This window comes from Streptomyces sp. Ncost-T10-10d, assembly GCF_900091955.1.
Taxonomy (GTDB): domain Bacteria; phylum Actinomycetota; class Actinomycetes; order Streptomycetales; family Streptomycetaceae; genus Streptomyces.
The window spans coordinates 1-25,643 of record NZ_FMDF01000214.1 but is presented as its reverse complement, the minus strand read 5'-3'; the positions used below and the strand labels follow the sequence as shown (position 1 = coordinate 25,643).

The 25,643-nt window shown below is 70.4% G+C and carries 22 protein-coding genes and 1 pseudogene; 14 read left to right on the top strand and 9 right to left on the bottom strand.

Features of this window, described 5'->3' with window-relative positions:
• Nucleotides 1-21: 21 nt before the first annotated feature.
• Complete coding sequence (locus GA0115254_RS36935; protein ID WP_176740444.1) at nucleotides 22-822, top strand: hypothetical protein; 801 nt, start codon at nucleotides 22-24, stop codon at nucleotides 820-822.
• Between the two features lie 190 nt (nucleotides 823-1,012).
• Here GA0115254_RS36935 and GA0115254_RS36930 read toward each other — a convergent pair whose 3' ends face one another.
• Nucleotides 1,013-1,660 (bottom strand): hypothetical protein, encoded by a 648-nt coding sequence (locus tag GA0115254_RS36930; protein WP_093899626.1) that lies wholly within the window; start codon nucleotides 1,658-1,660, stop codon nucleotides 1,013-1,015.
• A gap of 279 nt (nucleotides 1,661-1,939) precedes the next feature.
• Here GA0115254_RS36930 and GA0115254_RS36925 point away from each other — a divergent pair, with 279 nt between their 5' ends.
• The gene (locus GA0115254_RS36925) at nucleotides 1,940-2,746 is read left to right on the top strand and encodes an LPXTG cell wall anchor domain-containing protein (RefSeq protein ID WP_093899625.1); all 807 of its coding nucleotides are present in this window, start codon (nucleotides 1,940-1,942) and stop codon (nucleotides 2,744-2,746) included.
• Between the two features lie 195 nt (nucleotides 2,747-2,941).
• The gene (locus GA0115254_RS36920) at nucleotides 2,942-3,289 is read left to right on the top strand and encodes a VOC family protein (RefSeq protein ID WP_093899624.1); all 348 of its coding nucleotides are present in this window, start codon (nucleotides 2,942-2,944) and stop codon (nucleotides 3,287-3,289) included.
• A gap of 248 nt (nucleotides 3,290-3,537) precedes the next feature.
• Here the strand turns inward: GA0115254_RS36920 and GA0115254_RS36910 are convergent, their stop codons facing one another.
• Nucleotides 3,538-3,810: a DUF397 domain-containing protein gene (locus tag GA0115254_RS36910; RefSeq protein ID WP_093899623.1), complete on the bottom strand. Its 273-nt coding sequence runs from the start codon at nucleotides 3,808-3,810 to the stop codon at nucleotides 3,538-3,540.
• A complete protein-coding gene (locus GA0115254_RS36905) occupies nucleotides 3,791-4,642 on the bottom strand; it encodes a helix-turn-helix domain-containing protein (protein WP_093899622.1) in 852 nt (283 codons plus the stop codon). The genes GA0115254_RS36910 and GA0115254_RS36905 overlap by 20 nt, the downstream gene beginning before the upstream one ends.
• 117 nt (nucleotides 4,643-4,759) lie before the next feature.
• Between GA0115254_RS36905 and GA0115254_RS36900 the strand changes: the two genes are divergently transcribed.
• Both GA0115254_RS36900 and GA0115254_RS48025 read left to right on the top strand, forming a co-directional pair.
• Nucleotides 4,760-4,981: a hypothetical protein gene (locus tag GA0115254_RS36900; protein WP_093899621.1), complete on the top strand. Its 222-nt coding sequence runs from the start codon at nucleotides 4,760-4,762 to the stop codon at nucleotides 4,979-4,981.
• Nucleotides 4,978-5,235, top strand: a pseudogene (locus GA0115254_RS48025) (ATP-binding protein); the annotation flags it as partial. The gene GA0115254_RS36900 and the pseudogene GA0115254_RS48025, both read left to right, overlap by 4 nt.
• Before the next feature lie 223 nt (nucleotides 5,236-5,458).
• On the opposite strand, the gene GA0115254_RS36890 reads toward GA0115254_RS48025, so the two are convergent.
• Nucleotides 5,459-7,708, bottom strand: coding sequence for a WD40 repeat domain-containing protein (locus tag GA0115254_RS36890; RefSeq protein ID WP_093899620.1), 2,250 nt, complete (start codon nucleotides 7,706-7,708; stop codon nucleotides 5,459-5,461).
• Nucleotides 7,709-8,034: 326 nt separating this feature from the next.
• Entirely contained in the window at nucleotides 8,035-11,325 is a 3,291-nt protein-coding gene (locus GA0115254_RS36885; RefSeq protein WP_093899619.1) for a S41 family peptidase, read from the bottom strand.
• A gap of 170 nt (nucleotides 11,326-11,495) precedes the next feature.
• Between GA0115254_RS36885 and GA0115254_RS36880 the strand changes: the two genes are divergently transcribed.
• On the top strand, nucleotides 11,496-12,071 hold the full coding sequence (locus tag GA0115254_RS36880) for a TetR/AcrR family transcriptional regulator (protein WP_093899618.1): 576 nt from the start codon (nucleotides 11,496-11,498) through the stop codon (nucleotides 12,069-12,071).
• Nucleotides 12,072-12,240: 169 nt separating this feature from the next.
• Complete coding sequence (locus tag GA0115254_RS36875) at nucleotides 12,241-14,472, top strand: MMPL family transporter (RefSeq protein ID WP_093899617.1); 2,232 nt, start codon at nucleotides 12,241-12,243, stop codon at nucleotides 14,470-14,472.
• A gap of 128 nt (nucleotides 14,473-14,600) precedes the next feature.
• Here the strand turns inward: GA0115254_RS36875 and GA0115254_RS36870 are convergent, their stop codons facing one another.
• Nucleotides 14,601-14,966, bottom strand: a complete 366-nt coding sequence (locus GA0115254_RS36870) for an SsgA family sporulation/cell division regulator (RefSeq protein ID WP_093899616.1) — start codon at nucleotides 14,964-14,966, stop codon at nucleotides 14,601-14,603.
• Nucleotides 14,967-15,165: 199 nt separating this feature from the next.
• Between GA0115254_RS36870 and GA0115254_RS36865 the strand changes: the two genes are divergently transcribed.
• The 5 genes from GA0115254_RS36865 (at nucleotide 15,166) to GA0115254_RS36845 (ending at nucleotide 19,781) form a co-directional block, all read left to right on the top strand.
• On the top strand, nucleotides 15,166-16,224 hold the full coding sequence (locus GA0115254_RS36865; protein WP_093899615.1) for an energy-coupling factor ABC transporter permease: 1,059 nt from the start codon (nucleotides 15,166-15,168) through the stop codon (nucleotides 16,222-16,224).
• A 1-nt stretch (nucleotide 16,225) separates the two neighbouring features.
• A complete protein-coding gene (gene cbiQ / locus GA0115254_RS36860) occupies nucleotides 16,226-16,987 on the top strand; it encodes a cobalt ECF transporter T component CbiQ (protein ID WP_093899614.1) in 762 nt (253 codons plus the stop codon).
• Nucleotides 16,988-16,989: 2 nt separating this feature from the next.
• Nucleotides 16,990-17,754 carry an energy-coupling factor ABC transporter ATP-binding protein gene (locus GA0115254_RS36855; RefSeq protein ID WP_093899613.1) on the top strand — a complete coding sequence of 255 codons (765 nt, stop codon included), beginning with the start codon at nucleotides 16,990-16,992 and terminating at the stop codon, nucleotides 17,752-17,754.
• 66 nt (nucleotides 17,755-17,820) lie between these two features.
• Nucleotides 17,821-18,984, top strand: a complete 1,164-nt coding sequence (locus tag GA0115254_RS36850; protein ID WP_093899612.1) for a serine hydrolase domain-containing protein — start codon at nucleotides 17,821-17,823, stop codon at nucleotides 18,982-18,984.
• Nucleotides 18,981-19,781 (top strand): SDR family NAD(P)-dependent oxidoreductase, encoded by an 801-nt coding sequence (locus GA0115254_RS36845; protein WP_093899611.1) that lies wholly within the window; start codon nucleotides 18,981-18,983, stop codon nucleotides 19,779-19,781. The genes GA0115254_RS36850 and GA0115254_RS36845 overlap by 4 nt, the downstream gene beginning before the upstream one ends.
• Before the next feature lie 167 nt (nucleotides 19,782-19,948).
• On the opposite strand, the gene GA0115254_RS36840 is transcribed toward GA0115254_RS36845, so the two are convergent.
• The 3 genes from GA0115254_RS36840 to GA0115254_RS36830 are packed head-to-tail and all read right to left on the bottom strand — an operon-like array spanning nucleotide 19,949 to nucleotide 22,995.
• Entirely contained in the window at nucleotides 19,949-20,800 is an 852-nt protein-coding gene (locus GA0115254_RS36840; protein WP_093899610.1) for a DMT family transporter, read from the bottom strand.
• Entirely contained in the window at nucleotides 20,797-21,297 is a 501-nt protein-coding gene (locus GA0115254_RS36835) for a YbaK/EbsC family protein (protein WP_093899647.1), read from the bottom strand. Before GA0115254_RS36835 ends, GA0115254_RS36840 begins: the two co-directional genes overlap by 4 nt.
• Before the next feature lie 60 nt (nucleotides 21,298-21,357).
• The gene (locus tag GA0115254_RS36830; protein WP_093899609.1) at nucleotides 21,358-22,995 is read right to left on the bottom strand and encodes a penicillin-binding transpeptidase domain-containing protein; all 1,638 of its coding nucleotides are present in this window, start codon (nucleotides 22,993-22,995) and stop codon (nucleotides 21,358-21,360) included.
• 714 nt (nucleotides 22,996-23,709) lie between these two features.
• Here GA0115254_RS36830 and GA0115254_RS36825 point away from each other — a divergent pair.
• A complete protein-coding gene (locus GA0115254_RS36825; RefSeq protein WP_093899608.1) occupies nucleotides 23,710-23,913 on the top strand; it encodes a hypothetical protein in 204 nt (67 codons plus the stop codon).
• A 479-nt stretch (nucleotides 23,914-24,392) separates the two neighbouring features.
• Nucleotides 24,393-25,643, top strand: a 1,251-nt coding sequence (locus tag GA0115254_RS36820; RefSeq protein ID WP_370741006.1) for an alpha/beta hydrolase, incomplete at its 3' end; no start/stop codon positions are given.

Sequence of the window (25,643 nt, the reverse complement as noted above, 5' to 3'; positions counted from 1 at the left end):
CTCACCAACAAGAGGTTGCGCATGCGCGCAGGCAGATCCGGCTTCGCGGTCATGGTCGCGGGAACGCTCGCCCTGGGAGCATTCACCGCGCCGTCCGCGCAGGCGGCGGACACCGGCGTCAAGGTGTCGAACCTGGTCCTGAACAAGGGCAAGTCCATCATCGTGGGCACGTCTGCAGAGGTCAGGCCCACATTCACGTACCACGTGTCGTGGCCGTCCGGCCTCAAGCAGTCCGACGTGAACACCTCCGTGCTCCTGTACCACGACACCACCCCCGCCAAGGCCTCGGAGCGCGGGGCCATCTACACGGTGCTCACCGCCTGTGAGGACGGCTCCGTGGCCGCCGACTGCGAGGGCGAGCTGTACATCGACCCGCGCTACACCCTCGATTCGAACAACGACGCCACGACCTGGAAGAGCGCCATCTGGGTACGCATCTGGAACGCGAAAGGCGGGCTCAAGAGCGAGGAGTATCTGCCTCTCTCCGCCACCGTGCAAGTCAAGCGTGCGGCGAAGGTCACCGTCGACGCCTCGCCCGAACCTGTCGCCAAGGGCGGCAAACTCACCGTCACCGGCAAGATCACCCGCGCGGACTGGGTGAAGCACACGTACACCGGCTTCGGCGGCAAGGCGGCCAAGCTCCAGTTCCGCAAGGCCGGCACCAGCACGTACAACACGGTCAAGATCGTGAAGGCGAGCTCGACCGGTGCCCTGAAGACCACGGTCACCGCCTCCGTCGACGGCTACTGGCGCTGGACCTTCGGTGAGACGAACACGACCGGCGGCGCGACCGCGGCCGGCGACTACGTCGACGTCAAGTGACGGTCTCCTTCCCTCGGAACAAGCCGACCCGGTAGCCCCGGCCCGGCGCGCCGGGCTCCTGGCGCGCCGGGTGAGACGGTCCTGGCCGGTGCCCCGGTCGGACCGACCGTCTCACCCGGCGCACAGCACCACGGCCCGCAACCCAGGGCGCGTATCGGGCTGATCGACCTGGAGCGACACTGACGAGACGTCAGTGGAACACGATGGCGTGGCCGCCGGTGATGCTCGCCAGACACGCCTGGTAGAGCTCGTACCAGGCGAAACGCTCCGTCTCGAAGGGTCCGTCGATTGCCGGACCCGCGGCCGGTCCGGTTCCCTCCGGATCGGAGGGAACGCCCTTGTCGTCGAGGTCGATGCCTATCGACGCCGCGATGCCCGAGAGTTCAGCCAGCAGGCGCCGACTGGAGCCGACCATTCCAGCGCCCTCGACTTTCGCCTCGTCGGGGAGGAAGAGCGGATCGTCGAAGTCGACCGGCACGTAGTAGCCGGCATTGTCGGCGTGACAGAGGAGATGGGAAGCGAGCATCGACGTCTCGTCCCGGATCTTCTCGCAGTCGTGGTCGTACTGGCGCTTGCTGACCGCCAGGGCCGGTGTGACGGGTTCGCCGAGGTTCGCGAGTACCAGGATGCGGCGCAGGTGGGTCAGGTACCCGTAAGGGAAGCCGCTGGAGAAGGTATGGGCACGAGGCGGATCGGTGATCTCCGGCTCGTGCCAGCTGATTCCCTCCGCCGTGAGCGCCTGGCCGAGGCGGGCGAAGGAACGGCGGTGGTGGTCGAGACCCTCGGCGTCATTGCGAGCCTGGTCGTAGAGGAGTCCGACCGATATCGAAAGTCCCATGGGCCGAAGTGTAGGAACGACCTCTGACAGCGGCGGACCGGCCGCCCACGGTGACACATCAGGCCGGCGTCCCGGCGGTGCCGCCGAACGGTACGCCTGTCTTGGTCGGAGTGTTGTTCCCAATCGTTATGCGGGACTAATGGGGCAAGTGATACGTACTGCGGCACATGTGGTCAGAGGAGCATTGACGGGGCGTGCGTCGTCGCAGGAGGCTGAGCGATCTCCCCCACGGCCAGTCCCCCCACGCGGTAAACCTTTCATTCAACCGTTGGATTGCCCATGCGCACAGTTGCTTCCGCAGGCACGCTCACGGCCGCCGTCACCGCGGCCCTGCTGCTTGCACCTTCGGCGTACGCCACCGCTCCCGGCGACAACGGCACCGTGAAGATCCACGATGCCGCGACCGGCGAGGAGCTTCGTAAGAACGAGCCTCACGTGTGCACCTTCTATCTCGACGCCTTCGGTTTCGACGCCGGCCAGAAAGTGGACTGGCGCATCGCAGCCTGGCCCCCGACCGCCCAGGTCAAGGGCGAGATCGTGAAATCCGGTTCGCTGACGCTCGACGGCAAGGGACACCTTCGTTCGGAGGACCAGTCCCTGCCCGACGGCCACTACAAGCTGTTCTGGAACTTCGACGGTGAGCACGGCAAGGCCAAGCACAAGGTCTTCTGGGTCGACTGCGGCGGCGAGAACCCGGGCGGCGGGAACCCGGGCGGCGGGAACCCGGGCGGCGGGAACCCGGGCGGTGAGAACCCGGGCGGTGAGAACCCGGGCGGTGAGAAGCCGGGTGGCGAAAAGCCCGGCGAGTCCACGCCGTCGGAGTCCGCCACCGAGCCGGGATCCGTCAGCCCGTCCACCCCGGCGCAGCCGAGCGGGACACCCGGTTCGTCCACCCCCGAGGACGCGACAGCGACGCCCTCGGCTTCGGCCTCCACCCCCTCGTCCGCACCGTCCGCACACGGTGGCGGTGACCTCGCTGAGACCGGTAACGGCGCGCCTGTCGGCCTGCTGTCCGCAGCGGCTGCCGCGCTCGTCGCGGCCGGTGGTTTCCTGGTGATCCGTCGCCGCAAGGCGCAGCAGCACTGATGCGCGTCGGAGCCCCCGTGCTCCGTGGACGGTGAACTCGTCGTTCGATCTCCGCCCGTGGTCAGCCCTTGGCTGACCACGGGCTTCGGGGTTTTCGAGCAGGCTGGACCCAGCGGGAGCGATCAGAGGTCACGTGCGGGCCGGGTGCATAGTGGAGGGTCTCGGAGACCGTTCTGTTCTCACCTGGAGTCGTCGATGGCCGTTCGCCGTGTCGTGCCCAACATCCAGTCAGAAGCTGCGCACGAGAACCGGGAGTTCTATGGCCTACTGGGCTTCGAGGAGGTCATGAACCACGGCTGGATCATGACGCTCGCCTCCCCGTCCGGTCCTGCGGCGCAGGTCAGTTTCATGACCCACGACAAGACTGCCCCGGTCGCTCCCGACATGAGTATCGAAGTGGACGACGTGGACGCGGCCTATGCGGTCATGCGGGACAGCGGTGCGGAGATCGTCCATGCCTTGCAGGACGAGGAGTGGGGCGTGCGGCGCTTTTTCGTCCGCGATCCCAACGGCCGGGTGGTCAACGTGCTGGGCCACCGCTGACGCCCTCTCGCACAGCCTGCGAAGGCGGCGGCCACAGCCACTTGTTGATGGCTGCGACCAGTGCGGTCGCTTCGTAGTGGACCGCGAGCTTGTCATGGCACGTGGCCACAGCCTTGTGGTGCTTGAGTCGATCGATGCCGCATTCGATCGCGTGCCGCTCGCGTTTGTCGACCTCGTCGAAGTCGAACTCCGGCGGAGCCGACCATCGTGAGAGCCGTGCTCCTTGCCGTTCCGGATGCGGCGGCGGGTCAGGATGCCTTGACGGCCTCGACGAACGGCGTCCAGGCGGACGCGGCGATGACGAGTGCCGGTCCTTCGGGGCGCTTGGAGTCGCGGACGGGGACGATGCCGGGGTGGCCGTCCGCGACTTCGAGGCAGTCGCCGCCACTGCCGTTGCTGTGGCTGCTCTTACGCCAGGTGGCGAACCCCTCTGCGACTTCGAGGCAGTTGCCGCCGTCGCCGTTGCTGTAGCTGCTCTTGCGCCAGGTGGCGATGCTGAGGTCAAGGTCGATGCTGGCCATGCCGGTACTCCTCAGCCGCCTTCTCGATCAGGGCGAGGGACGCCTCTGGCGGCGAGGCGGCGGCCCTCAGCCGATCGTATGCCTTGCGGTAACGCACCACGATGGACGGATCGTCGATGGTCTGACCGTGGTAGGGGCCCTCGGTGTAGAGCAACGGCGGTTCGTTGTCGAAATCCATGAGGAAGAGGGGCAGTTCCGAGAGGGCGCGGGTCGGGCCGTTCCACGGAAGGATCTGTGCAACGACGCGGTTCCGCCGTACCAGGGCGGCGATATGGTCCAGCTGCTCGGCCATCTCCACAGGCGGGACGATGGAGTGGTGCACCAGGGACTCGTGCATGATCACCCAGTACTCGGGCTTTTTGGGGTTGTGGAAGAGTCGGGCCCGGTGCAGCCGGGCGACGATCTTGGCCTCGACCTCTTCCGGCGTATCCAGGGAATGCGCGGAGTGAATGACAGCAGCAGCGTACGACCTGGTCTGGAGCAGCCCGGGGATTAGCGTGCCGGACCACTCGCTGATGGTCCGGGCTCGCGTCTCCGCCTCTACGACCGCAGCGAAGTACGAAGAGTGAGCGCCCTGTTTGGCCTTCCTCACGTCCTCGCACCGCCGTTGGAAGAACCCGTCCGTCCCCAGCATCCGGTCCACATGCTGTGCCAGATCCACCGGCATCCGGCGATGGCCGTGCTCGATCTCGCTCAGGTACGTGATGCCGTAGAAACTGCCGTCCACCAGTTTCTCCAGGGTCAGGCCCGCCTCCTCCCGTTTGAAGCGGAGTTCCTTGCCGTAGAACTGCGGGACACCCGCCGAGCCGTCGATCTCCTTGCGCGTAGCCACTTTTGACCACCTTTCGCGCTGTGCGTTGTGGAGTGGGAAACCTTTTCAAGGTAGAGCCCCGTGCGGCAGCGTGTGAGTGGTTCGTCACAGTGTGCAACGAAAGGTGGATGGCCCCTCATGGACGAGACACAGGACACCCCCGACTACGACATCGGCTCGGCCGTCGACGCGCTCCGCGCCGCGCTCACGGCACACGGCATCACCCTGCCGTCGCTGGGCGTCGACCCGTTGACGCTCGCCTGGTGGGCGCCCCGGCCGCCGCTGGTCGCGCTCGGCAACTGCAATGCGGCCACCGCGCGTCGGCTGGCCGAGGTGCTGCGTACGGCGGCCGGCGGATGAGCCCGCTGCCGATCGCGGTGGACCTGCTCGCGGTGCCGAAGGCCGTACCGGAGGTGCGACACACCCTGCGGGAGCGGTGCGGGGGCGCGGATTCGCCCGATCTGCTGCTCTGCGTCAGTGAGTTGCTGACCAATGTGATCGTGCATCTCGGCGAGGGAACGCCGGTCACGCTCCGGGTCAGCGGCACATGCACCGGTCGTGTCCGCGTCGAGCTGAGCGATCCCGAGCCGTGTGCCTGGCCGGCGATGCGGAGCGCGGCGGGCGGTGACGAGTCGGGGCGGGGGCTGGTGCTCGTGGACGCGTTGTCGCTGCGGTGGGGGGTGGATCAAGGCGCGCGGCAAGACGGTGTGGTGCGAGCTGCCGGCGCCCACCGGGTGGGAGCGGGCGGTGGGCGATCCGGTTGCCGTCGGTGCCGGGGGAGCGGGGCCGCCCGCGTAGAGGGGCCGGACCCCCGTCCGCGGGCGCGATGTGCCTCGATCAGCGGCGTGCCAGGGCCACGACCTCCTGGTCGAAGCCCACCACCAGCCGGCCGCTCGGTGTCACCGCCACGGCGCGTACTTCCGAGGGGAACAGCAGCTCCGGGCCCATCTGCCGGCCGGCCGTCAGGTCCCAGAACCGGACCGTGCCGTCGTCGCCGCCGGTGACGGCGGCCGGACGTCCCTCCAGCGTGGTGACAGCCACGGCCCTGACCGGTCCGGTGTGTCCGGTGAGCAGGGCGTCGAGCCGTCGCGCGGCGAGGTCCCACATCCGCACCGTGCCGTCGTGGCAGCCGGTGACCGCCACCGGACGGTCCCCGATCACGGCCGCCGCCACGGACAGGCCCCAGTCGCCTCCGGCCAGCGGCTCGCCGACGGGCTCCCCGGCGGCCAGGTCCCAGATCCGCACCGTCTCGTCGTTGCCGACGGTGACGGCGAGGGGACGGTCGTCCACCACCGTGGTCGCCACCGCCCACACCCAGCCGGTGTGCCCGGTGAGAGGTTCGCCGAGCGGTCGCAGCGTCGTCAGGTCCCACAGGCGAACGGTTTTGTCCCATCCGCAGGTCACGGCGACGGGCCGCTCCGCCACCGCAGTGACGGCCACCGCCGTGACCGGCCGGGTGTGACCCTGGAGAGCGCCCACCTGGCGACCGGTGGCGGTGTCCCACAGGTGGACCTGTGTGTCGCAGGCCGCGAGGGCGACGGTGCGCCCGTCCAGCTCCGCAGTCGCCAGTGCCTTCATCGGCCGGGTGTGCTCGGTCAGGAGGCGGCCGGTGCTCACGACTGAGCCTGTGCCCAGATCCCATGCCCGTACCGCACCGTCGTCGCCGGCCGTGAAGGCCATCGGACGCCCCTCGGCCACCGCCGTCGCCGCTGCCCTCACCGGTCGGCCGTGGCCCGCGACGGGTGAACCCGGCAGGTCGCCGGGGCCCAGCCCCACCACCTCGACCGTCTTGTCCTCGAAGGCGGCGAGGGCGACCGGACGGCCGTCCACCTCCGCGGTGACCACGGCAAGGATCGCGGAATTCGCACCGTGGCCCAGATCATCCAGTACCTCCCCGGTTGCGGGGTCCCACACCTCCAGGGTGGGGCAGGGGTCGCACTCGTCGAGCCAGCCGGCCGTGACGGCGGCCGTCCGGCCCTCGACCAGTACGGTGGCGATCACGGTGACGCTCTGCTGCTGTGGCCCCCTGCGGGCCTTCTTCATCGGCTCCCGCGAGGCGAGATCCCACCAGCGCAGTTTCCCGTCGGAGCCCGCGGCGAGGGCGACCGGACGGCCCTCCACCACGGCGGTCGCCACCGCACGCGCCTCCCGGTCCTCGCCCGTGTCCAGCGGACCGACCGGCCGTCGGGTGGCCAGGTCCCACACCTGTACGGCCCGCTCCTTCTCGTCCCAGCCCGTGGTGACGGCGACGGTCCGGCCCTCCACCACCGCGGTGGCGACACCGGTCACGGCCCTCTGGGATCCGGTGAGGGGTTCCCCCAGCGGCGCAAGCGCGGCAACGTCCCAGACCCGCACCACGCCGTCCCGGTCGCCGCTCACGGCTACCGGGCGGCCGTCCACCATCGCGGTGACCACGGCGCACACTGCGCCGCTGTGCCCGGTGAGGGGCTCACCGATGCGACGGCCGTCAGCCAGGTCCCACACCTGAACCGTCTTGTCCTGGCCGCCGGTCACGGCAACGGCGCGGCCGTCCACGAGGCAGGTGGCCACAGCGGTGATGCCGGACGTGTGTCCGGTGAGTGGTGCGCCGACCTGCCGACGGGTGGCGAGGTCCCAGATCCGTACGGTCCTGTCGGTGCTCCCGGTGACGGCGACGGCCCGGCCTCCCAGTACCGTCGCGGCCACCGCCGCCACCTTGCCGGTGTGGCCGGACAGCGTGTGCAGCGGCCGGTCGGCCCGGTGCAGTTGGCCGCTGGAACCGGTGGCCCAGTCCACCACCCAACGGACGTCGGGACCTCCCTCGACCGGCACGTCGGAGATCCGTCGGGACAGATCCCGGTCACCGAACCGTGCCGCGGCCAGCGCGAGCAGGTCGCGTCGTCCGTGGGGGCGCGCGTCACGGCGGGGGTCCTGGTCCGACAGCCGGTACACCGCCGCGGCCAGCCGCGCCGCGGGGCTCACCGCCTGGTCCAGGAGCGCGTGGACGTCTTCCGGAGCCCCCCGTACGAGGAACGCCGGGTCCGACAGCCGTGCGTCCACCTCCGCAGCCTCGGTCAGCACGGTGGCGAACCGCTCAGTCCCGTTCAAGGGTGAACACTCCGATCTTCATTTGCTCGTCGCCTGAGCGGCCGTACGAACCCAACGCCGCCACTCCTGCTGGGGATTGAGGGGAAGCGGGCGTGGAGACATCGGCCCGGCGAGCGCCCGTGCCAGGAAGTTTTGCCGCACTCCGGAGGCTCGTACAACAGTTCGCCGGGCACGTTGTTGTGATGCTCCTCACGCAGCGGATCACGGCCCTGCGGTGGCCCGCCCCTCGGCCCCGCAAGGCCGAGGGGCGGACCGGCGAAGGGTGCTCACCGCAGGGTTCACTCGCGCGGGAACGGGAACGGGAACAGGGACAGGGGGACAGGGGATCAACGCGGGGGCAGCGGCGGACGCCGTCGGTCCGGGACGTCGTCGTACGTCGGAGGGGTCGCCGCCGGGTGTGCGGCCAGGAGGTCCAGCGCCACCCGTACCCCGTCGTCCAGCACCGCGTACCGGCCCTCGGCCCAGTCGAGCGGGGTGCGCAGGGCCTCCAGGTCCGGTTCGACGCCGTAGTTCTCGACCGACCAGCCGTACGCGTCGAACCAGGCCGCGTTCATCGGCACCGTGATCACCGTGCCGTCGCCCAACCGGTGGCGGCCGGTCATGCCGACCACGCCGCCCCACGTCCGCTGGCCCACCACCGGGCCCAGTTTCAGCAGGCGGAACACGGCGGTGATCATGTCGCCGTCGGAGGACGTCGCCTCGTCGGCCAGGGCGACCACCGGGCCCCGGGGGGCGTTGGAGGCGTAACTGACCGGCTGGGCGTTGCGCGTCAGGTCCCAGCCGAGGATCGTGCGGGTGAGCTTCTCGACCACCAACTCGCTGATGTGGCCGCCGGCGTTGCCGCGTACGTCGACGATCAGGGCCGGGCGGGAGACCTCCCCGCGCAGGTCCCGGTTGAACTGGGCCCAGCCCGAGCCGCCCATGTCGGGGATGTGCAGATACCCGCACTTGCCGCCGCTCAACTCCCTTACGACCTCGCGGCGTTTGGCCACCCAGTCCTGGTAGCGCAGGGGCCGTTCGTCGACCAGCGGGACGATCGCGACCCGGCGGGAGTGGCCCTCGCCCCCGGACGGCCGGAAGGTCAGTTCGACCGTGGTGCCGCCCGCCGCGGCGAGCAGGGGATACGGGCCCGTCACCGGGTCGACCGGGCGGCCGTCGACATGGGTGAGGACCGCGCCCTCCCGGATGCCCGTACCGGCCAGCGGGGAACGGGCCTTGGAGTCGGAGGAATCGCCCGGCAGGATGCGCCGGATCGTCCAGTCGCCGTCCCGGCACACCAGGTTCGCGCCGAGCAGCCCGATCGCCCGCTGGTAGTGCGGCGGGCCCTCGTTGCGGCGGGCCGGTGCCACATACGCGTGCGAGGTGCCCAGTTCACCCAGGACCTCGCGCATCAGATCGGCGAACTCGTCGGGGGAGGCGACCCGTTCGACCAGCGGGCGGTACTGGTCGAGTACGCCGTCCCAGTCGATGCCGCACATGTCCGGTTCCCAGAAGTACGCGCGGATGATGCGGCCGCCCTCCCCGTACGCCTGTCGCCACTCCGCCCCCGGGTCGACCTCGTGCAGGATGCGGCGCAGATCGATGTAGACCGTCGAGTCGCTGTCGCCCGTCTCGGTGGCGGGGACCGCGCGCAGCTCACCCTCGTCCATGACGACCAGCCGCGTCGCGTCGCCGCTGACCGCGAACCAGTCCAGATGGCCGACGAGTTCGGTCTTCCTGGCCTTGGAGATGTTGAAGTGTTCGAGCGTGGGGCGACCCGACATGTCCGCCGGGTTGGCGAATGTCTCGCCGAGCGCGCCCGAGATCGGCCAGCGCAGCCAGACGAGCCCGCCACCGCTGACCGGACGAAGGGCCGAGTACTTCGACGCGGAGACCGGGAACGGTGTCACCCGGCTCTCCAGACCCTCGAACTCGACCGTGACCGTGGACGGCCCCTCGCCCGTACCGGCCTCGACGACGACATCGTCGGCCGGGTCGAGACCGCCCGCCGCCGGACGTCCCTCCGGGGACAGGGCGAACGGTGAGGGCGTGGCCGAGGAGAGCGGCACCAGGTACGGGCGGCAGCCCAGCGGGAAGGAGAGATCCCCGGTGTGGACGTCGTACACCGGGTCGAAGCCGCGCCAGGAGAGGAAGGCGAGGTAGCGTCCGTCGCCCGTGAAGACGGGATTCTCGTCCTCGAAGCGGCCGTTGGTGACATCGACGATCACCGGGGCGCCGGACCCCAGGATGCGCGCCAGCTTGATCTGTCGCAGCGAACGGCCGATCCCGGGGTGCGACCAGGTCAGCCAGGCGCCGTCCGGTGAGAACGCCATGTCCCGGACCGGTCCGTTGACGGACCGGATCAGTTCGGTGGGTTCACCGGTGGACTCCTCGTCCGTGTCCAGGAGCAGCAGCCGCCCGTCGTTCGTGGCGATCGCCAGCCGTTCGCCGTCCGGGTCGGAGATCAGCTCATGGACCCTGCCGATCCGTCCGGAGGCCAGTCGGCGCGGCTCGCGGTCGCCGCTGGCGCGCGGCAGGTAGGCGATCTCGATCGCGTCCTCGCCGTCCGCGTCCGTGACGTAGGCGACCTGGCCGCCGCTGCCGAGCATCTCGGGCAGCCGGACCCGGACCCCCGGGGTGTCGGCGATCGTCCGGGCCGGTCCGTCGCGGTGGGTGAGCCAGTACAGGCTGCCGCGCACGGAGACGGCGCTGGCCCGGCCCGTCTCGTCCACGGACAGCGAGTCGACATTGCTGGCGGCCGACACCTGGTACGTACGCCGTCCGGCACGCGGCCCGCCGAGCCGTACCTCCAGCTTCCGCGACACCGCGTCCGGCGACTCCAGGTCGTCCACCAGCCACACATCGCCCGCGCACTGGTACACGATCCGGCTGCCGTCGCTGGAGGCGTGCCGGGCGTAGAAGGCGTCGTGGTCCGTGTGGCGGCGCAGATCGCTGCCGTCGGGCAGGCAGGAGTACAGATTGCCGACGCCCTCGTGGTCGGAGAGGAACGCGATCCGGCCGCCGACGAACATGGGCGAGTCGAGATGCCCGCCGATGTCCGGGAGCAGCCGCTCGCCGTGCAGCCACAGCCGTCCCATGGCACCGCCCCGGTACCGCTTCCAGGAGGCCGGTTCGTGCGGAGGTTTGCCGGTCAGCAGCAGGGTGCGCCGCTCACCGTCGATGTCGGCGACGGCGATGTCGGAGACCGGTCCCCAGGGGAGTTTGCCGCCGGGGCTGCCGTCCGTGGGGACCGTGTAGGCCCAGGAGACGTGCGAGAACGGCTGGTTGTGCGAGGACACGGCGAGGATCTGTGAGGCGTCCGGAGGGTCGGGTGTCCAGCCGCAGACCCGGGCGTCCGTCGACCCCCAATAGGTGAGCCGGCGGGCCGGGCCGCCCTCGACCGGTGCGAGATGGATCTCGGGGTCGAGGCTGCGCCAGGTCGTGAAGGCGATGCGGCTTCCGTCCGGAGAGAACCGTGGGTGGCTGACCCGGGTCCGGTCGACGGTCAGCCGCCACGCGCGGCCGGGCCGCTGCCCCTCGGCGGCGAGGGGAGCGACCCAGAGGTCGTCCTCGGCCGCGAAGCAGAGCAGATCCTCGTGGAGGTGCGGGAAACGGAGATACGCGACATCGTCACTCACCCTCCAATGCTTTCCGCGCGGGAGGGCCCCGGCAACTTGTGGTGCGGAACACAAGCGAAACGATTTCGTTTCGCTGGGTCGGCGGAGTAACGTCGAAGTGTACGAAACCGTTTCGTTCGATTGACTGCTTACGGGAGTCGCGAACGGAAGCGCGAACAGGAGGTCGACACATGGCACGCACCCGGCTCACGCCCGAGCGCGAGGGCGAGCTGTACGCCGCCGTGCTCGACCTGCTGCGCGAGGTCGGCTACGACGCCCTGACCATGGACGCCATCGCCGCCCGCACCCGTTCCAGCAAGGCCACCCTCTACCGTCAGTGGGGGAGCAAGCCCGAGCTGGTCGTCACGGCCCTGCGGCACAACAAGCCGGTGTCCCTCGCGGAGATCGACACCGGTTCGCTGCGCGGTGACTTCCATGCCGCACTGAGCCGTACCGACGACTGCCAGATGGAGAAGAACTCCGCGTTGATGCGGGGTCTGAGCCATGCCGTCCACGACAACCCCGATCTGCTCCAGGCCCTGCGCGAGCTGCTGATCGAGCCGGAGATGACCGGCCTCAACACACTGCTGCGCCGAGCCGTGGACCGGGGTGAACTGCGTCCGGACCATCCGGCGCTGAAATATGTATCGCACATGCTGATCGGTGCCTTCACCGCTCGGCAGCTGGTCGAGGACCGCCCCGTCGACCAGGCGTTCCTCACCGACTACGTCGACTCCGTGATCCTCCCCGCCCTCGGGGTCGACTGAAGATCCTGGCCGGGCTCGCGCAGAATCTCCAGCCTGCTCCGGAGTCCGACCCCTCCCGTCCCCTTCGCACGGCCCCCTCCCCAAGCCCCACCTGACACGCCGCTCTCGTCGTCGGGCTGGTTCCTCACGCCCTTTTCCACTCATACGACCTGACCGGGAGTACGCCTCCGTGGCCACATTCCTCTACAAGCTCGGACGGCTCGCCTTCCGGCGCCGCCGCTATGTCGCCCTGATCTGGGTGGCACTGCTGGCACTCGCCGGATTCGGCGCGGCCTCCGCGTCCACCGCCACCTCCAGCTCCTTCTCGATCCCGGGTACGGAGGCGCAGAAGGCCTTCGACCTGCTGGAACAGCGCTTCCCCGGCGGGAGCGCCGACGGCGCGACCGCGCGCGTCGTCTTCAAGGCCCCCGACGGCCAGAAGATGACGGACCCGGCGAACAAGGCCGAGGTGAAAAAGATCGCCGGCGACCTGAAGTCCGGCTCGGACCAGATCGCCTCGGTCACCGACCCGTACACCGGCAATGCCGTCAGCAAGGACGGCTCCACGGCGTACGTCTCCGTGTCCTACAAGGTCAACTCGATGGAGCTGACCGACGGGACGCGCAGCGCACTGGAGGACGCGGGCCACACGGCGCAGAAGAGCGGGATGACCGTGGAGATCGGCGGTGACGCGCTCCAGGCGATGCCGGAGACCGGGGCCACCGAGATCATCGGTGTGGCGATCGCGGCGGTGGTGCTGGTCATCACCTTCGGCTCGCTGATCGCCGCCGGGCTGCCACTGCTCACCGCCCTGATCGGGGTCGGCATCGGTGTCTCGACGATCACGGCACTGGCGAACGTACTCGACCTGGGCTCCACCACCTCCACCCTCGCGATGATGATCGGCCTCGCGGTCGGCATCGACTACGCGCTGTTCATCGTCTCCCGTTACCGCGCCGAGCTGGCCGATGGCCGGGAGCGTGAGGAAGCGGCCGGACGGGCGGTCGGCACGGCCGGTTCCGCGGTCGTCTTCGCGGGTCTCACTGTCGTCATCGCCCTGGTCGGCCTCGCCGTCGTCAACATCCCGATGCTGTCGAAGATGGGCTTCGCCGCGGCCGGTACGGTCGCGATCGCCGTCCTCATCGCGCTCACCCTGGTCCCGGCCATGATGGGCTTCGCGGGCAAGCGGGTCATGGGACGCAAGGCGCGCAAGGCCGCCGAGGCCGAGAACCGGCCCGAGGCGAAGCCGAACATGGGCACCCGCTGGGCGCGGTTCGTGCTGCGCAGGCCGGTGTGGGTGCTGCTGGTCGGAGTCATCGGCCTCGGTGCGATCGCCGTACCGGCCGCGTCCCTGGAGATGGGCCTGCCCGACGACGGCTCCCAGCCCACCAGCACCACCCAGCGGCGCGCCTACGACCTGCTCTCCGACGGCTTCGGCCCCGGCTTCAACGGGCCGCTGATGGTCGTCGTCGACACCGCGAACAGCTCCGACGGCAAGACCGCCGCCAAGCAGGTCTCCGACGAGATCTCCGGCATCCCGGGCGTCGTCGCCGTCACCCCGGCCCAGTTCAACAAGGCCGGCGACACCGCGATGATCACCGTCGTCCCGAAGGACCGGCCGAGCTCCACCGAGACCGAGAACGTGGTCCACGCGATCCGTGACACGGGCAAGGACATCAGGTCCGACACGGGCGCCGAGGTCCTGGTCACCGGCTCCACGGCGATGAACATCGACTTCTCGCAGAAGATGAACGACGCGCTGCTGCCGTACCTGGCGCTCGTCGTCGGCCTGGCCTTCCTGCTGCTGATGCTGGTCTTCCGGTCGGTGCTGGTGCCGCTGAAGGCGGCCCTCGGCTTCCTGCTCTCGGTCGTCGCGGCCCTGGGCGCGGTCGTCGCGGTCTTCCAGTGGGGCTGGCTCGGCTCGCTCTTCGGCGTGGAACAGACCGGTCCGATCATGTCCATGATGCCGATCTTCATGGTGGGTGTGGTCTTCGGCCTCGCCATGGACTACGAGGTCTTCCTCGTGACCCGGATGCGGGAGGCGTACGTCCACGGCGAGAAGCCCGGTCAGGCGATCGTCACCGGCTTCAAGCACGGTGCCCGGGTCGTCACGGCCGCGGCCGTGATCATGATGGCGGTCTTCGCCGGCTTCATCGGCTCCAGCGAGCAGATGATCAAGATGATCGGCTTCTCGTTGGCCATCGCCGTCTTCTTCGACGCGTTCGTCGTCCGGATGGCGATCGTGCCCGCGGTCCTCGCCCTGCTCGGCAAGCGTGCCTGGTGGCTGCCGCGCTGGCTGGACCGTCTCCTGCCGAACGTGGACGTGGAGGGCGAGGGGCTGCGCAAGGAGCTCGGCGAGACGCCGTCCGACGGCGAAGGCCGCGGTGACGCCCAGGGTGAGCGCGAGCTGGCCCGGGTCTGATTCCTCACGAGCCCCGGGGCCGCGTCCGAGCGGAGCGCGGCCCCGGACTGCGCCGGTTACCTGTGGGGACGGGGGGCCGGGGCGACGATGAGCCCCCGTGCGAGCGGCACGGGGGCTCATTCATGCCGTCATGCCCGGGTGGTCGCCGTCCGCGCGGCCTCGGGCGTGTTCTCGTCGTGGATGCGGTGCAGGAAGCGGTTCATCGACGCATTGTCGAACTGCACCACCTCGACGCCGTCTGCCGAGTGCTTCTCCACGACCAGCTGCGCCCGGCCGCAGGGCCATATCCGGATGGGGCCGCGCCCGGCGGGGGAGCGCATCCCGCCCTCCAGCAGGTCACGGCCGAAGGCCCAGTCGGTGCCGCCGGGGAAGGTGACATGGACGGTTCGCGGGTCGGAGGTGGCGTCGTACCGCAGGTCGACGGGGACTGCGAAGGTGTCGGTGGCCTCGGTGATGAGCCGGGCTTCGGTGTGCTCTTCGATCACGAGGGACATGGCCGGCTCCTCCTGTTCGTCCATTTTGCCCACTGGTGCCCCATATTTTAGCCGGTTGGCGTGGCGAGGGTGCCGGGGTGACCGAGGTCGCACAGCTGTTATGTATGCGCTCTTGCGAACGGTTCGCAACAAGGGTCTATCATTGCGAGGTTCATGACCCCGCGCAGCCAGGCAGTAACGCAGGAAGCGGAGCCTCCCCATGCATGTACCCGACGGATTCATCAACGCACCCGTCTCCGCCGTCGCAGGAGTCGTCGCCGCCGGTGCCGTCGCTGTCAGCCTGCGGGGCGCCCGCCGTGAACTCGACGAACGCACCGCGCCGCTCGCCGGCCTGGTCGCCGCGTTCATCTTCGCCGTACAGATGCTGAACTTTCCGGTCGCGGCGGGCACCAGCGGGCATCTGCTGGGCGGTGCGCTCGCCGCGATCCTGGTCGGGCCCTACACAGGGGTGCTCTGTATCTCCGTCGTCCTGCTCATGCAGGGCATCCTCTTCGCCGACGGCGGCCTCACCGCGCTCGGCGTGAACGTGCTCGACATGGGCATCACGACCACCGTCGTCGCGTACGCCCTCTTCCGCGGGCTGCTCGGCGTGCTGCCGCGCACCCGTCGCTCCGTGACGGCCGCGTCCTTCGTCGCCGCCCTGGTCTCCGTACCGGCCGCGGCCTGCGTCTTCACGCTGATCTACTGGATCGGCGGCACCACCGACATACCGATCGGCAAGGTCTTCACCGCCATGGTCGGGGTCCACGTACTGATCGGTATCGGCGAAGCCGTGATCACCGCACTGACCGTCGGCGCCGTCGTCGCCGTACGGCCCGATCTGGTCCACGGCGCCCGAGGACTCACCACCCCGCTCAAGCTCCGGGTCGACGGCGAACTCGTCGACGCCCCCGCCCGGCAGTCCGTCGCCCCCGTCGCCGCCCGCTCCACCCGGGGAATCCGGGCCATCGGCCTGGTCACCGCCCTCGTCCTGGCTGGCTTCGTCTCCTTCTACGCCTCCGCCAGCCCCGACGGCCTGGAGAAGGTCGCCGCCGACCAGGGCATCGACAAGAAGACCGAGGAGCACGCCGCCAAGGACTCCCCGCTCGCCGACTACGGCGTCAAGGACGTCTCCGACGCCCGGATCTCGGGCGGCCTCGCCGGAGTGATCGGTGTCGGTGCCACGATCCTGGTCGGCAGCGGAGTCTTCTACGTCGTCCGCCGCCGTCGCACGCCGGACGCGCCCGCCGGCACCGCACGCACCGAGGAAACCGTCTGACATGGGCGCCGGACACGCACACCGGCTCTACCGGCACGGGCACTCGCCCGTCCATGACCTGCCGCCGCACTGCAAGCTCGCCGCCGCCTTCTGCTTCGTCGTGGTCGTCGTCTCGACGCCGCGCGAGGCGATGTGGGCGTTCGCGCTGTACGCGGCACTGATCGGCGCCGTCACCGCCCTGGCCCGCATCCCCGCAGGCTTCCTGCTCAAGCGGTTGCTCATCGAGGTGCCGTTCGTCGCGTTCGCGCTGCTCATGCCGTTCGTGGTGCCCGGCGAACAGACCCATGTCCTCGGCCTCTCCGTCAGTGTCCCCGGCCTCTGGGGCGCCTGGAACGTCCTCGCCAAGGGCACCCTCGGCGTCGCCGCGTCCGTGCTCCTCGCCTCCACCACCGAACTGCGCTCGCTGCTGCTCGGCCTCCAGCGGCTCAAGCTGCCGCCGCTGCTCGTCCAGATCGCCTCCTTCATGATCCGGTACGGCGATGTGATCACCGACGAGATGCGCCGGATGTCGATCGCCCGCCGCTCCCGCGGCTTCGAGGCCCGCGGGGTACGGCAGTGGGGTGTCCTGGCCAAATCGGCGGGCGCGCTCTTCATCCGGTCGTACGAGCGTGGCGAACGCGTCCACCTCGCGATGGTCAGCCGCGGCTACGCCGGTTCCATGCCGGTCATCGACGAGGTGACGGCCTCCAGGACCCAGTGGGCGTACGCCTCGGCACTCCCCGTACTCGCCCTCGTGATCTGTCTGCTGGGATGGACCGTATGAGCATGCCCACCACCCCCGCGCCGTCCCTGGAAGTCAGTGGCCTCGCCTACGCCTACCCCGACGGCCACCAGGCGCTCTTCGGGGTGGACCTGACGGTCGCCCGAGGCGAACGCGTCGCCCTGCTCGGCCCGAACGGAGCCGGCAAGACCACCCTCGTCCTCCACCTCAACGGCATCCTCGACGCCGGTGCGGGCACCGTCCGGGTCGCCGGTCTCCCGGTCGAGAAGCGCAACCTCGCCGAGATCCGCCGTCGTGTCGGCATCGTCTTCCAGGACCCCGACGACCAGCTCTTCATGCCCACCGTCCGGGAGGACGTCGCCTTCGGCCCCGCCGCCTCCGGGCTGCGCGGCGCCGACCTGGAGGAACGCGTCACCGAAGCCCTGCGGCAGGTCGGCATGGAGGAGTACGCGGACCGGCCGCCGCACCACCTTTCCTTCGGCCAGCGCCGCCGCGTCGCCGTCGCGACCGTCCTCGCCATGCGGCCGGAGATCCTGGTGCTGGACGAGCCGTCCTCCAACCTGGACCCGGCCTCACGGCGCGAGCTCGCCGACATCCTGAGGTCCCTGGACGTCACTGTGCTCATGGTCACGCACGACCTGCCGTACGCCCTGGAGCTCTGCCCGCGCGCGGTCGTCCTGAGCGAGGGCGTCATCGCCGCCGACGACCGTACTCAGGATCTGCTCTGCGACGAGGAGCTGATGCGCACCCACCGTCTGGAGCTGCCCTTCGGTTTCGACCCGCGTTCCGTAACTGTGAACATGGGGTGACCCGCCCCGTGTTCGACCTGCGGCGGGATGCACCATGGGGGGATGAGCGGGAGCACAGGAGCAGGTGTGGACGTACGGGGCACGGTGGCGGCCGGATTCGAACCGGTCCGGGATGCTTTCGTCCGTAACTTCGAGCAGCGCGGCGAGCGCGGTGCGGCCGTCGCGGTCTACCGGGACGGGCGCAAGGTCGTCGATCTGTGGGCCGGTACGAGAGACGTCGACGGAGCCGAACCGTGGGCCGTCGACACCGTGCAGATCGTCCGCTCGGCGGGCAAGGGCATCGCCGCCGCTGTACCGCTGATGCTGCACCAGCGCGGCCAGGTCGACCTCGACGCCCCGGTCGGCACGTACTGGCCGGAGTTCAAGGCGGCCGGCAAGGAACGCGTGCTCGTCCGCCACCTCCTCGCCCACCGGGCCGGCATACCCGCCCTCGACTGCCCGCTGACCCCCTCCGAGGCGGCCGACGGGATCTCCGGGCCACAGGCCGTCGCGGCCCAGCACCCGCAGTGGGAACCCGGCACCGACCACGGCTACCACGCCCAGACCTACAGCTGGCTCATAGGCGAACTGGTGCGCCGGGTCACCGGCCGCACCGTCGGCCGCTGGGTCGCCGAGGAGATCGCCCGCCCGCTCGGCCTGGACTTCTGGTTCGGCCTCCCGGCGGACGAGGCGCACCGGGTGGGCCGGATCGGGCCCGTCGAACCCCCGGCCGACGCGGGCAACGGCGGCGCCCTGAGGATGCGCCCCAAGCGATCAGTCGTCGAGGCGTACCGCGACCCGGAGTCCCTCACCCGCCGCGCCTTCGGGGCCATCGACCCCCTCCCCGACGAGAACGACCCCGCCTACCGGGTGGCCGAACTCCCCGCCTCCAACGGCATCGCCACCGCCCGCGCGCTGGCCCGCTGCTACGCCGCGATGATCGGCCCGGTCGACGGCCACCGGCTGTTCGCCCCGGCCACGCTCACCCTCGCCCGCACCGAGGAGTCGGCGGGCCCGGACCGGGTCCTGGTCGTCAGCACCCGCTTCGGCCTCGGCTACATGCTGCACGGCCCGGCGGCCCCGCTGCTGGCCCCCGGCTCGTTCGGCCACCCCGGCCGGGGCGGCTCGCTCGGCTTCGCCGATCCCGAATCCGGCATCGCCCTGGGTTATGTGACGAACGGTCTGCAGAAGGGAGTCACCGCCGATCCCCGTGCCCAGGCCCTGGTCAGGGCAGTACGGTCGGCGCTATGACTCCTCCTCACCCTGCGGGTTCACGGTTCGACGGATACGGCGTTCTCATCACCGGAGCAGGCCAGGGCATCGGCGCTGCCACGGCCCGCCGGCTGGCCTCGGAGGGCGCGCGCGTCCTGGTCACCGACCTGGACGGCGACCGCGCGGGACGCACCGCCGCGGAGATACGCGAGACGGGCGCGACGGCCGAGTCGCTGCCCTGCGACGTGGGCGACCGGGCCGCGGTCGAGGCCGCGGTGGCCCACGCCGTGGCCGCCTTCGGCTCCCTCGACGTGCTGGTGAACAACGCGTACTCCTGCACCCGCGACGTCCCGCTCTTCGAGGACGAGCCCGACGAGGTCTGGCAGCGCGACCTGGACATCACGCTCACCGGCCCGTACCGCTGTGCCCGTGCCGCCCTCCCGCACCTGGTGGCCTCCGGCCGGGGCGCGATCGTCAACATCGGCTCGGTCAACGGCGAACAGGACTTCGGCAATCACGCCTACAGCGCTGCCAAGGCGGGCCTGGGCAGCCTGACCCGTACTCTCGCGGGCCACGCGGGACCGCGCGGCGTACGCGTCAACATGGTCGCGCCCGGCACGATCCGCACGGACGCCTGGTCGGGTCGTGACGCCGAACTGTCCCGGGTGAGCGGCCTCTACCCGCTCGGCCGGGTCGGCGAGCCGGAGGACATCGCGTCCGCCGTCGCCTTCCTCGCCTCGCGCGAAGCGGCCTGGATCACGGGGACGACGCTGCGCGTGGACGGCGGGCTGACCGCGGTGAACTCGGGCTTCCGGCAGGCGGTTTCGGGAGAGTGAAGGAGCCCGCGTACATACCGCCGGAGCGCCGTCCACGCCGGCTCCCCAGCCGGTGGGCGGACACATCGGGGGGTGTCACGTTCCCGCGAAGAGGTGGGCGGCGGGCCCGGGCACACCGCCCACCCCGCCAGGACTAGCCGTTGGCCGGGGTACGCCGCCCCTTCCCCTCAACTCGGGTGCAGCATCAGCCCGATGCCGACCACCATCAGCCCCGCGGCCGCGATGCGCGGCGCGCCGAACCGCTCCTTGAAGAACACCGCCCCTATGGCTGCGCCGACGATGATCGACGACTCGCGCAGCGCCGCGATCGGGGCCAGTGCCGCGCGTGTCTGGGCCCACAGGACGAGGCCGTACGCCGTCACCGACAGGGCCGCGCCAAGCAGCCCGCGGGCGGCGTACGGCTTCAGCTGTCCGACGAGTTCGCCCCGGCGCCGGTACAGCGCGTAGGCGGGGATTGCCAGCCCCTCCAGGATCATCAGCCAGGCGATGTAGCCGAGCGAGCTGCCGGAGGCGCGTACTCCGACGCCGTCCACCGTGGTGTACCCGGCGATGGCCAGACCGGTCGCGAGGGCGGCCAGCAGGGCCGGCCAGTCCGGGCGCCTGCCGGAGCCCCGGATGCCCCAGAGGGCCAGCCCGACCAGCCCTGCCGAGGCCACCGCGACGCCCGCTGTGGCCCAGGCATTGGGGCGTTCACCGACGAAGACCGCGGCGAGGACCGTCACCACCAGCGGCGCCGTACCCCGGGCGATCGGGTACATCTGCCCGAAGTCGCCCAGGGTGAACGAACGCATCAGCAGCAGCATGTACGCCACATGGAGCGCGGCCGAGACCAGCAGGTACGGCCAGGCCGCGCCCGCCGGGAACGGCACGAGGAGGGCGCCCGCCGCGCCGATCAGCAGCCCGCCGCCGGAGATCAGGGTGAAGGAGAGGAGCTGGTCCTTGATCGCGTGCGTGATCGCGTTCCAACTGGCATGCGTGACCGCTGCGACCAGGACCGCGAAGGCGACCAGCGGTGTCACTTCGACTGCTCGCGCACATCCACCACGGTTCCGCCGGCGTGCCCGATCAGCGACTTGGGGTCGAGGGGGAAGACGGTGTGCGGGGTGCCCGCCGCCGCCCACACGACATCGTGGTCCAGCAGACCGCGGTCGGCCAGCACCCGGGTCTTCGTACGGTGCCCGAAGGGCGGCACGCCACCGATCGCGTACCCGGTCGTCTCCCGGACCAGATCGGCCCCGGCCCGCTTGACCTTCCCGGCGCCAAGCTCCGCGCGTACCCGCTCCACATCGACGCGGGAGGAGCCGTCCATCAGGACCAGCACGGGGACCCCGTCGGCCTCGAAGATCAGCGACTTGACGATCTCGCTGAGCCCGCAGCCGATCGCGGCAGCGGCCTCGGCGGCGGTGCGGGTGGCCTCCGGGAACCGACGGACCTCGACGTCGAGGCCCAGTTCCCGCAGGGCCTCGGCGAATCGGGGGTGGGCTTCTGCGGCAGCGGTGGCATCGGAAGTGCTCATGCCCCGCACGCTAGCGAACACCGCGCTGGGCACGCGACGGAGTTCCGTACGCGGGACGCGTCACGACCCCGCGCGCAGCACCGCCGCCACCACCGGTCCCGCCGCGTCCCCGCCGTGGCCGCCGGACTGGACGACCGCTGCTGCGGCCAGGTCGTTGCTGAAGCCGGTGAACCAGCTGTTGGAGGTGGCCTGGCCGTCCACCTCCGCCGAGCCCGTCTTGGCGCCCTTGTCGCCCCCGACCGAGGCCATCGCGGCCCTTCCGGTGCCCCAACTCGCGGTCTGGCGCATCATGTTGGTGAGCTGCTGGGAGACGGACGGGGACAGCGAACGGGAGGCGGTGGCGAGCTGCCGGCCGTCGAGGTCCCGGTCGACGAGGATCGGCTGGCGGAAGGTGCCGTTCTTCGCGGTGGCGGTGATGGACGCCATGTTGAGGGCGTTCATCTGGACCGTGCCCTGTCCGATGTACTGGGCGGCCGCCTCGCCTCCGGTCTCCTCGGGCACGCTGCCGTCGAAGGACACGACGCCGGTCTGCCAGTCCAGGCCGATCCCGAAGACGTCGCGGGCCTCCTTGGCGAGCGCCGCGTCGTCCTTCGTGTCGTCGATCAGCTTGATGAAGGCGGTGTTGCAGGACCGGGCGAAGCTGGTCGTCAGAGTGCCGTCGGGAATGGAGAAGCCGTCCAGGTTCTTGAAGGTGCGGCTGTAGTACGTCGCGGTCGGCGGGCACTCGATCTTCTGGTTGGCCGAGGCGAGGCCCTTCTCGATCAGCATCGCCGCCGTCACGATCTTCATCGTCGAACCGGGCGCCTGCTTGCCCTGCATCGCCGCGTTGAATCCGGTCGCCGGATTGTTGGCGACCGCGCGGATCGCGCCCGTGGACGGCCGGACCGCGACCACCGAGGCCTGGCTGAACTTCTTCACGGCCACCTCGGCCGCCGCCTGGGCGTTCGCGTCCAGCGTCGTCTGCAGCTTGCCCGGCCTGCCCTTGGTGAGCGTCAGCAGAGTCTTGTCCGGGCCGCCCGCGTCCGCGCTCTCGATCCAGGTCTCGATGCCTGCGGTGCCGCCGGCCTTCTCCCCGTACTTCTCGCGCAGTGCGTCCAGGATCGGCCCCAGGGAGGGGTACTTCTCCTTGGTGAGCACCTTGTTGTTGCGGTCGACGGCCTCGATCGACGGCGTCGACGCCTCACCCGTCTTGAGCGACGCACCGGCGGTCAGACCCGGGTGGATCACGGCGGGGGCCCAGTCGACCAGCGGCCTGCCGGTGGTCAGGCCGCGCACCACGGTCAGTTCGGAGGAGTACGACCAGGGCTTGGACTTCCCCTCGAACGACACGGTCGCCTTCACCGTGTACGGCACCTTCGTGCCGACCGCCGGGCCCGGAGTGATCACCGCGTCGGTGACATGGGCGCTCTCGCGGTAGCCGGTCAGGGCCGTTTCGGCCTCGGCCGCGTTGTTGGTGAGCTGGGACGCGACGGCCGCGTCACCGCTCGCCCAGGCCTTGAGGAACTTCTTCGACGCGTCGTCGATCTCCGCCTTGGTGACCGGCCCCGTCTTCACCTCGGCGGAGGTGGACTTGCTGTCCGTGCCGTCGCCGCCACCGCCGTTCAGGTCGTTCAGGACGTTGTACGTCCCGTAGCCCACCCCGCCGACCACGACCGCGAACACTCCGCCGACTATCGCAACCTTCGCTCCACTGCGCATCCCTGCAGTCCCCCTCCCCAGGAGTTCCCCTTGAACGCGTTCAAGGGGATGCTGCCGGGCACACTACGGGACGGCGGTGACAGTCGAGATGTTTGTTATAGGAACGCGATGCATGCGGCATGAATATGACGGTCAAGTCAAGGTGTGCCGGTCAAATCCAGGTATCCAGCCACATTCGGTCCCGTCAGGACCCGTCGGGAATGGGCGTCCCCGTAGTAAGACCGACCGGCAAATGGGCCAGAAATAAATGAAGCCTCATGCGCTTGAGCTGATGCCCGACAGCGAGCCGGCCGCCCGCAGATGCCTGGGCAGTGCGCCGCGCACACCGAAGACCTGGTGTGCTGTCCATGGAATGACGCGGGTGCGGCTTGGATCTTGCTGGACGCGCGACGCCGGGTATCCCTCCCCTAACCCCTAGGGGGCGGGGGATCCGCGCGCTGATCCGGCAAGCCCGGAAGACAGGGAGGCCGCGCCGAGTGGGCCGACGCGTCGGCCTGGTCCGCCACCGCCGCTCCCGGAGCTCGCCGCCGACGAGAACGTGGCCACCGGTCGGGCGCTCGACCCGCGCCGCTCCACCCGTACCACCGCCCGCGACACGGCCGAACTGCTGCATGGGCCGATCACACCGGGCCCCTGCTGTCTGCGTGTGGGTGCGGGCGGTGGTGGGGCGTCAACCGATTGACATCGCCTTGTCGTTGGCTTCCGTCCGCCGGTGTGGGCGTCGCGAAGAGCGGCAGCCCGGTCGGCGTGGTGCGCAACGAGGTCGGCGTCGTCACCCACCCCGGCGGAGGCCGGAACGCGGCAACCGTGTTCACCCGCTCCCGCCCGGGCGCCGACGACACGGGGCTCGGCCGCGCGTTTCGGCGCTGCGGCCGCCGTGCCGTCGCCGCGCTGCGGGCCGGGGTGTCCACGGCGTGACTGCCGGCAGGTGGCCGGTCGGCCGCCGACCCGGAGAGATGAAGGACGAGGACCGGGACTCCAGCAGGACGGCGGCGCGTCGCCCTACTCCGTCAGTTGGATCACCAGCCCATCCCCGCGTCGGACGGGCACGAGTGGGGACGAACAGAGACTGGAGGCAATCCGAGACACTGATTCTGTACAGAGGACTGGCATGGCTCTAAGAGGCGCCCGAACGATTTCCGTGCTGACGGTCGGCGCGGTGACGACCGTGATGGCAGCGCTCACCCCCGTGACGGCGTTCGCGGCAGGGGATCCGCTCCAGCAGTACGCGCAGCAGAAACTCCGTTGGGAACGCTGCGACACGGGCCAGCCGGCGGCCCTGAAGTGCGCGAAGGTCAAGGTGCCGCTGGACTACAGCGCCCCGGGGCCGGAAGATCGACCTCGCGATATCGCGGATCAAGGCGGGCAGCGCGAAGGAGCGGCACGGTGTGCTGCTGATGAATCCCGGGGGACCGGGCGTTCCGGGGCTGACCATGCCCGCGGAGATGGAGCCGCTGCTGTCGGCGGAGGTACGAGAGCGGTTCGACCTGATCGGCTTCGACCCGCGCGGGGTCGGGCAGAGCTCGCCGATCGGCTGCGGCCTGACGGGCGACGAACAGACCTTCCAGCACCCCTACACCGCACGGACGTTTGCGAAGGACGTGGCCCGGGCCCGGACGGTGGCCGACAAGTGCTGGGCCAAGGCGGGGGACGTGCTGCCGCACATCACCACCCGCAACACGGCACGGGACATGGACGTCGTCCGGGCGGCACTGGGAGAGAAGAAGATCTCCTACTTCGGGTACTCGTACGGCACCTACCTGGGCGCTGTCTACACGCAGATGTTCCCCCAGCGCTCGGACCGGTTCGTGCTCGACAGCGCGCTCGATCCGACGCTCGCGTGGCGAGGGATGTTCCGGGGATGGTCGGCAGGGGCCGAACTCGCCTTCACCCGGTGGACCGAGTGGGCCGCCGCACGCAACGCCACGTACGGGCTGGGCCCGACTCCGGCGGAGGTCCGGAAGACGTACTGGGAGCTCATCGCCCGTGCCGACCGCACACCCGTCCCGACGGAGGGCGGGACGCTCAGCGGCGGCGCGATCCGTTCCGCGTACAACGCGTTCGTCCACGTCGAGACCGTCACCCCGTGGATCGTCGGGTTGAAGGCCGCGGCCGAGGGCGGACCGCCCGCGCCGGCCACGCTGACCGCGTCGGCAGTGTCGGCCGCATCGGCAGCCCCCGGCTCCGCCCCGGTCCGGTCCGCCGGCGCGGGGACGTTCACTGCGGACGTTCCGGCGGACAACCAGTCCGCCGTCGTATGGGGCGTCTTCTGCGGCGACACCCGCAGCTGGCCGCGCAACCCCGAGCAGTACCGCCGGGACGTGATCCGGGACCGAGCCACGTACCCGCTGGCCGGCGACCTGGGGGCCAATATTCAGCCGTGCGCGTTCTGGAAGTCGGCGGCAAGCGAGCCGGCCACCGTGGTGAACAACGACGTCAACGCGCTGATCGTGCAGAACCAGTGGGACCCGCAGGCGACGCTGGCCATGGCGCAGGGCATGCGGCGGGCGCTGCACGGCGCGCGGATGGTCACGGTGGCCGGCGGTGAGGGCCACGGCGTGGTGGTGGCCGGCCCGTCCTGTGCGGACGCCGGCGTCACGCGGTACCTGACCACGGGCCGGCTGCCCGCGAAGGACCTGACCTGCGGC

What these genes read in the sequence shown, in the direction of transcription:
- GA0115254_RS36830 (WP_093899609.1), bottom strand. Translation starts at nt 22,995, where the DNA reads ATGCGCAGTGGAGCGAAGGTTGCGATAGTCGGCGGAGTGTTCGCGGTC.
- GA0115254_RS36925 (WP_093899625.1), top strand. Translation starts at nt 1,940, where the DNA reads ATGCGCACAGTTGCTTCCGCAGGCACGCTCACGGCCGCCGTCACCGCG.
- GA0115254_RS36935 (WP_176740444.1), top strand. Translation starts at nt 22, where the DNA reads ATGCGCGCAGGCAGATCCGGCTTCGCGGTCATGGTCGCGGGAACGCTC.
- GA0115254_RS36910 (WP_093899623.1), bottom strand. Translation starts at nt 3,810, where the DNA reads ATGGCCAGCATCGACCTTGACCTCAGCATCGCCACCTGGCGCAAGAGC.
- GA0115254_RS36920 (WP_093899624.1), top strand. Translation starts at nt 2,942, where the DNA reads ATGGCCGTTCGCCGTGTCGTGCCCAACATCCAGTCAGAAGCTGCGCAC.
- GA0115254_RS36900 (WP_093899621.1), top strand. Translation starts at nt 4,760, where the DNA reads ATGGACGAGACACAGGACACCCCCGACTACGACATCGGCTCGGCCGTC.
- GA0115254_RS36880 (WP_093899618.1), top strand. Translation starts at nt 11,496, where the DNA reads ATGGCACGCACCCGGCTCACGCCCGAGCGCGAGGGCGAGCTGTACGCC.
- GA0115254_RS36870 (WP_093899616.1), bottom strand. Translation starts at nt 14,966, where the DNA reads ATGTCCCTCGTGATCGAAGAGCACACCGAAGCCCGGCTCATCACCGAG.
- GA0115254_RS36855 (WP_093899613.1), top strand. Translation starts at nt 16,990, where the DNA reads ATGCCCACCACCCCCGCGCCGTCCCTGGAAGTCAGTGGCCTCGCCTAC.
- GA0115254_RS36845 (WP_093899611.1), top strand. Translation starts at nt 18,981, where the DNA reads ATGACTCCTCCTCACCCTGCGGGTTCACGGTTCGACGGATACGGCGTT.
- cbiQ (WP_093899614.1), top strand. Translation starts at nt 16,226, where the DNA reads ATGGGCGCCGGACACGCACACCGGCTCTACCGGCACGGGCACTCGCCC.
- GA0115254_RS36835 (WP_093899647.1), bottom strand. Translation starts at nt 21,297, where the DNA reads ATGAGCACTTCCGATGCCACCGCTGCCGCAGAAGCCCACCCCCGATTC.
- GA0115254_RS36865 (WP_093899615.1), top strand. Translation starts at nt 15,166, where the DNA reads ATGCATGTACCCGACGGATTCATCAACGCACCCGTCTCCGCCGTCGCA.
- GA0115254_RS36930 (WP_093899626.1), bottom strand. Translation starts at nt 1,660, where the DNA reads ATGGGACTTTCGATATCGGTCGGACTCCTCTACGACCAGGCTCGCAAT.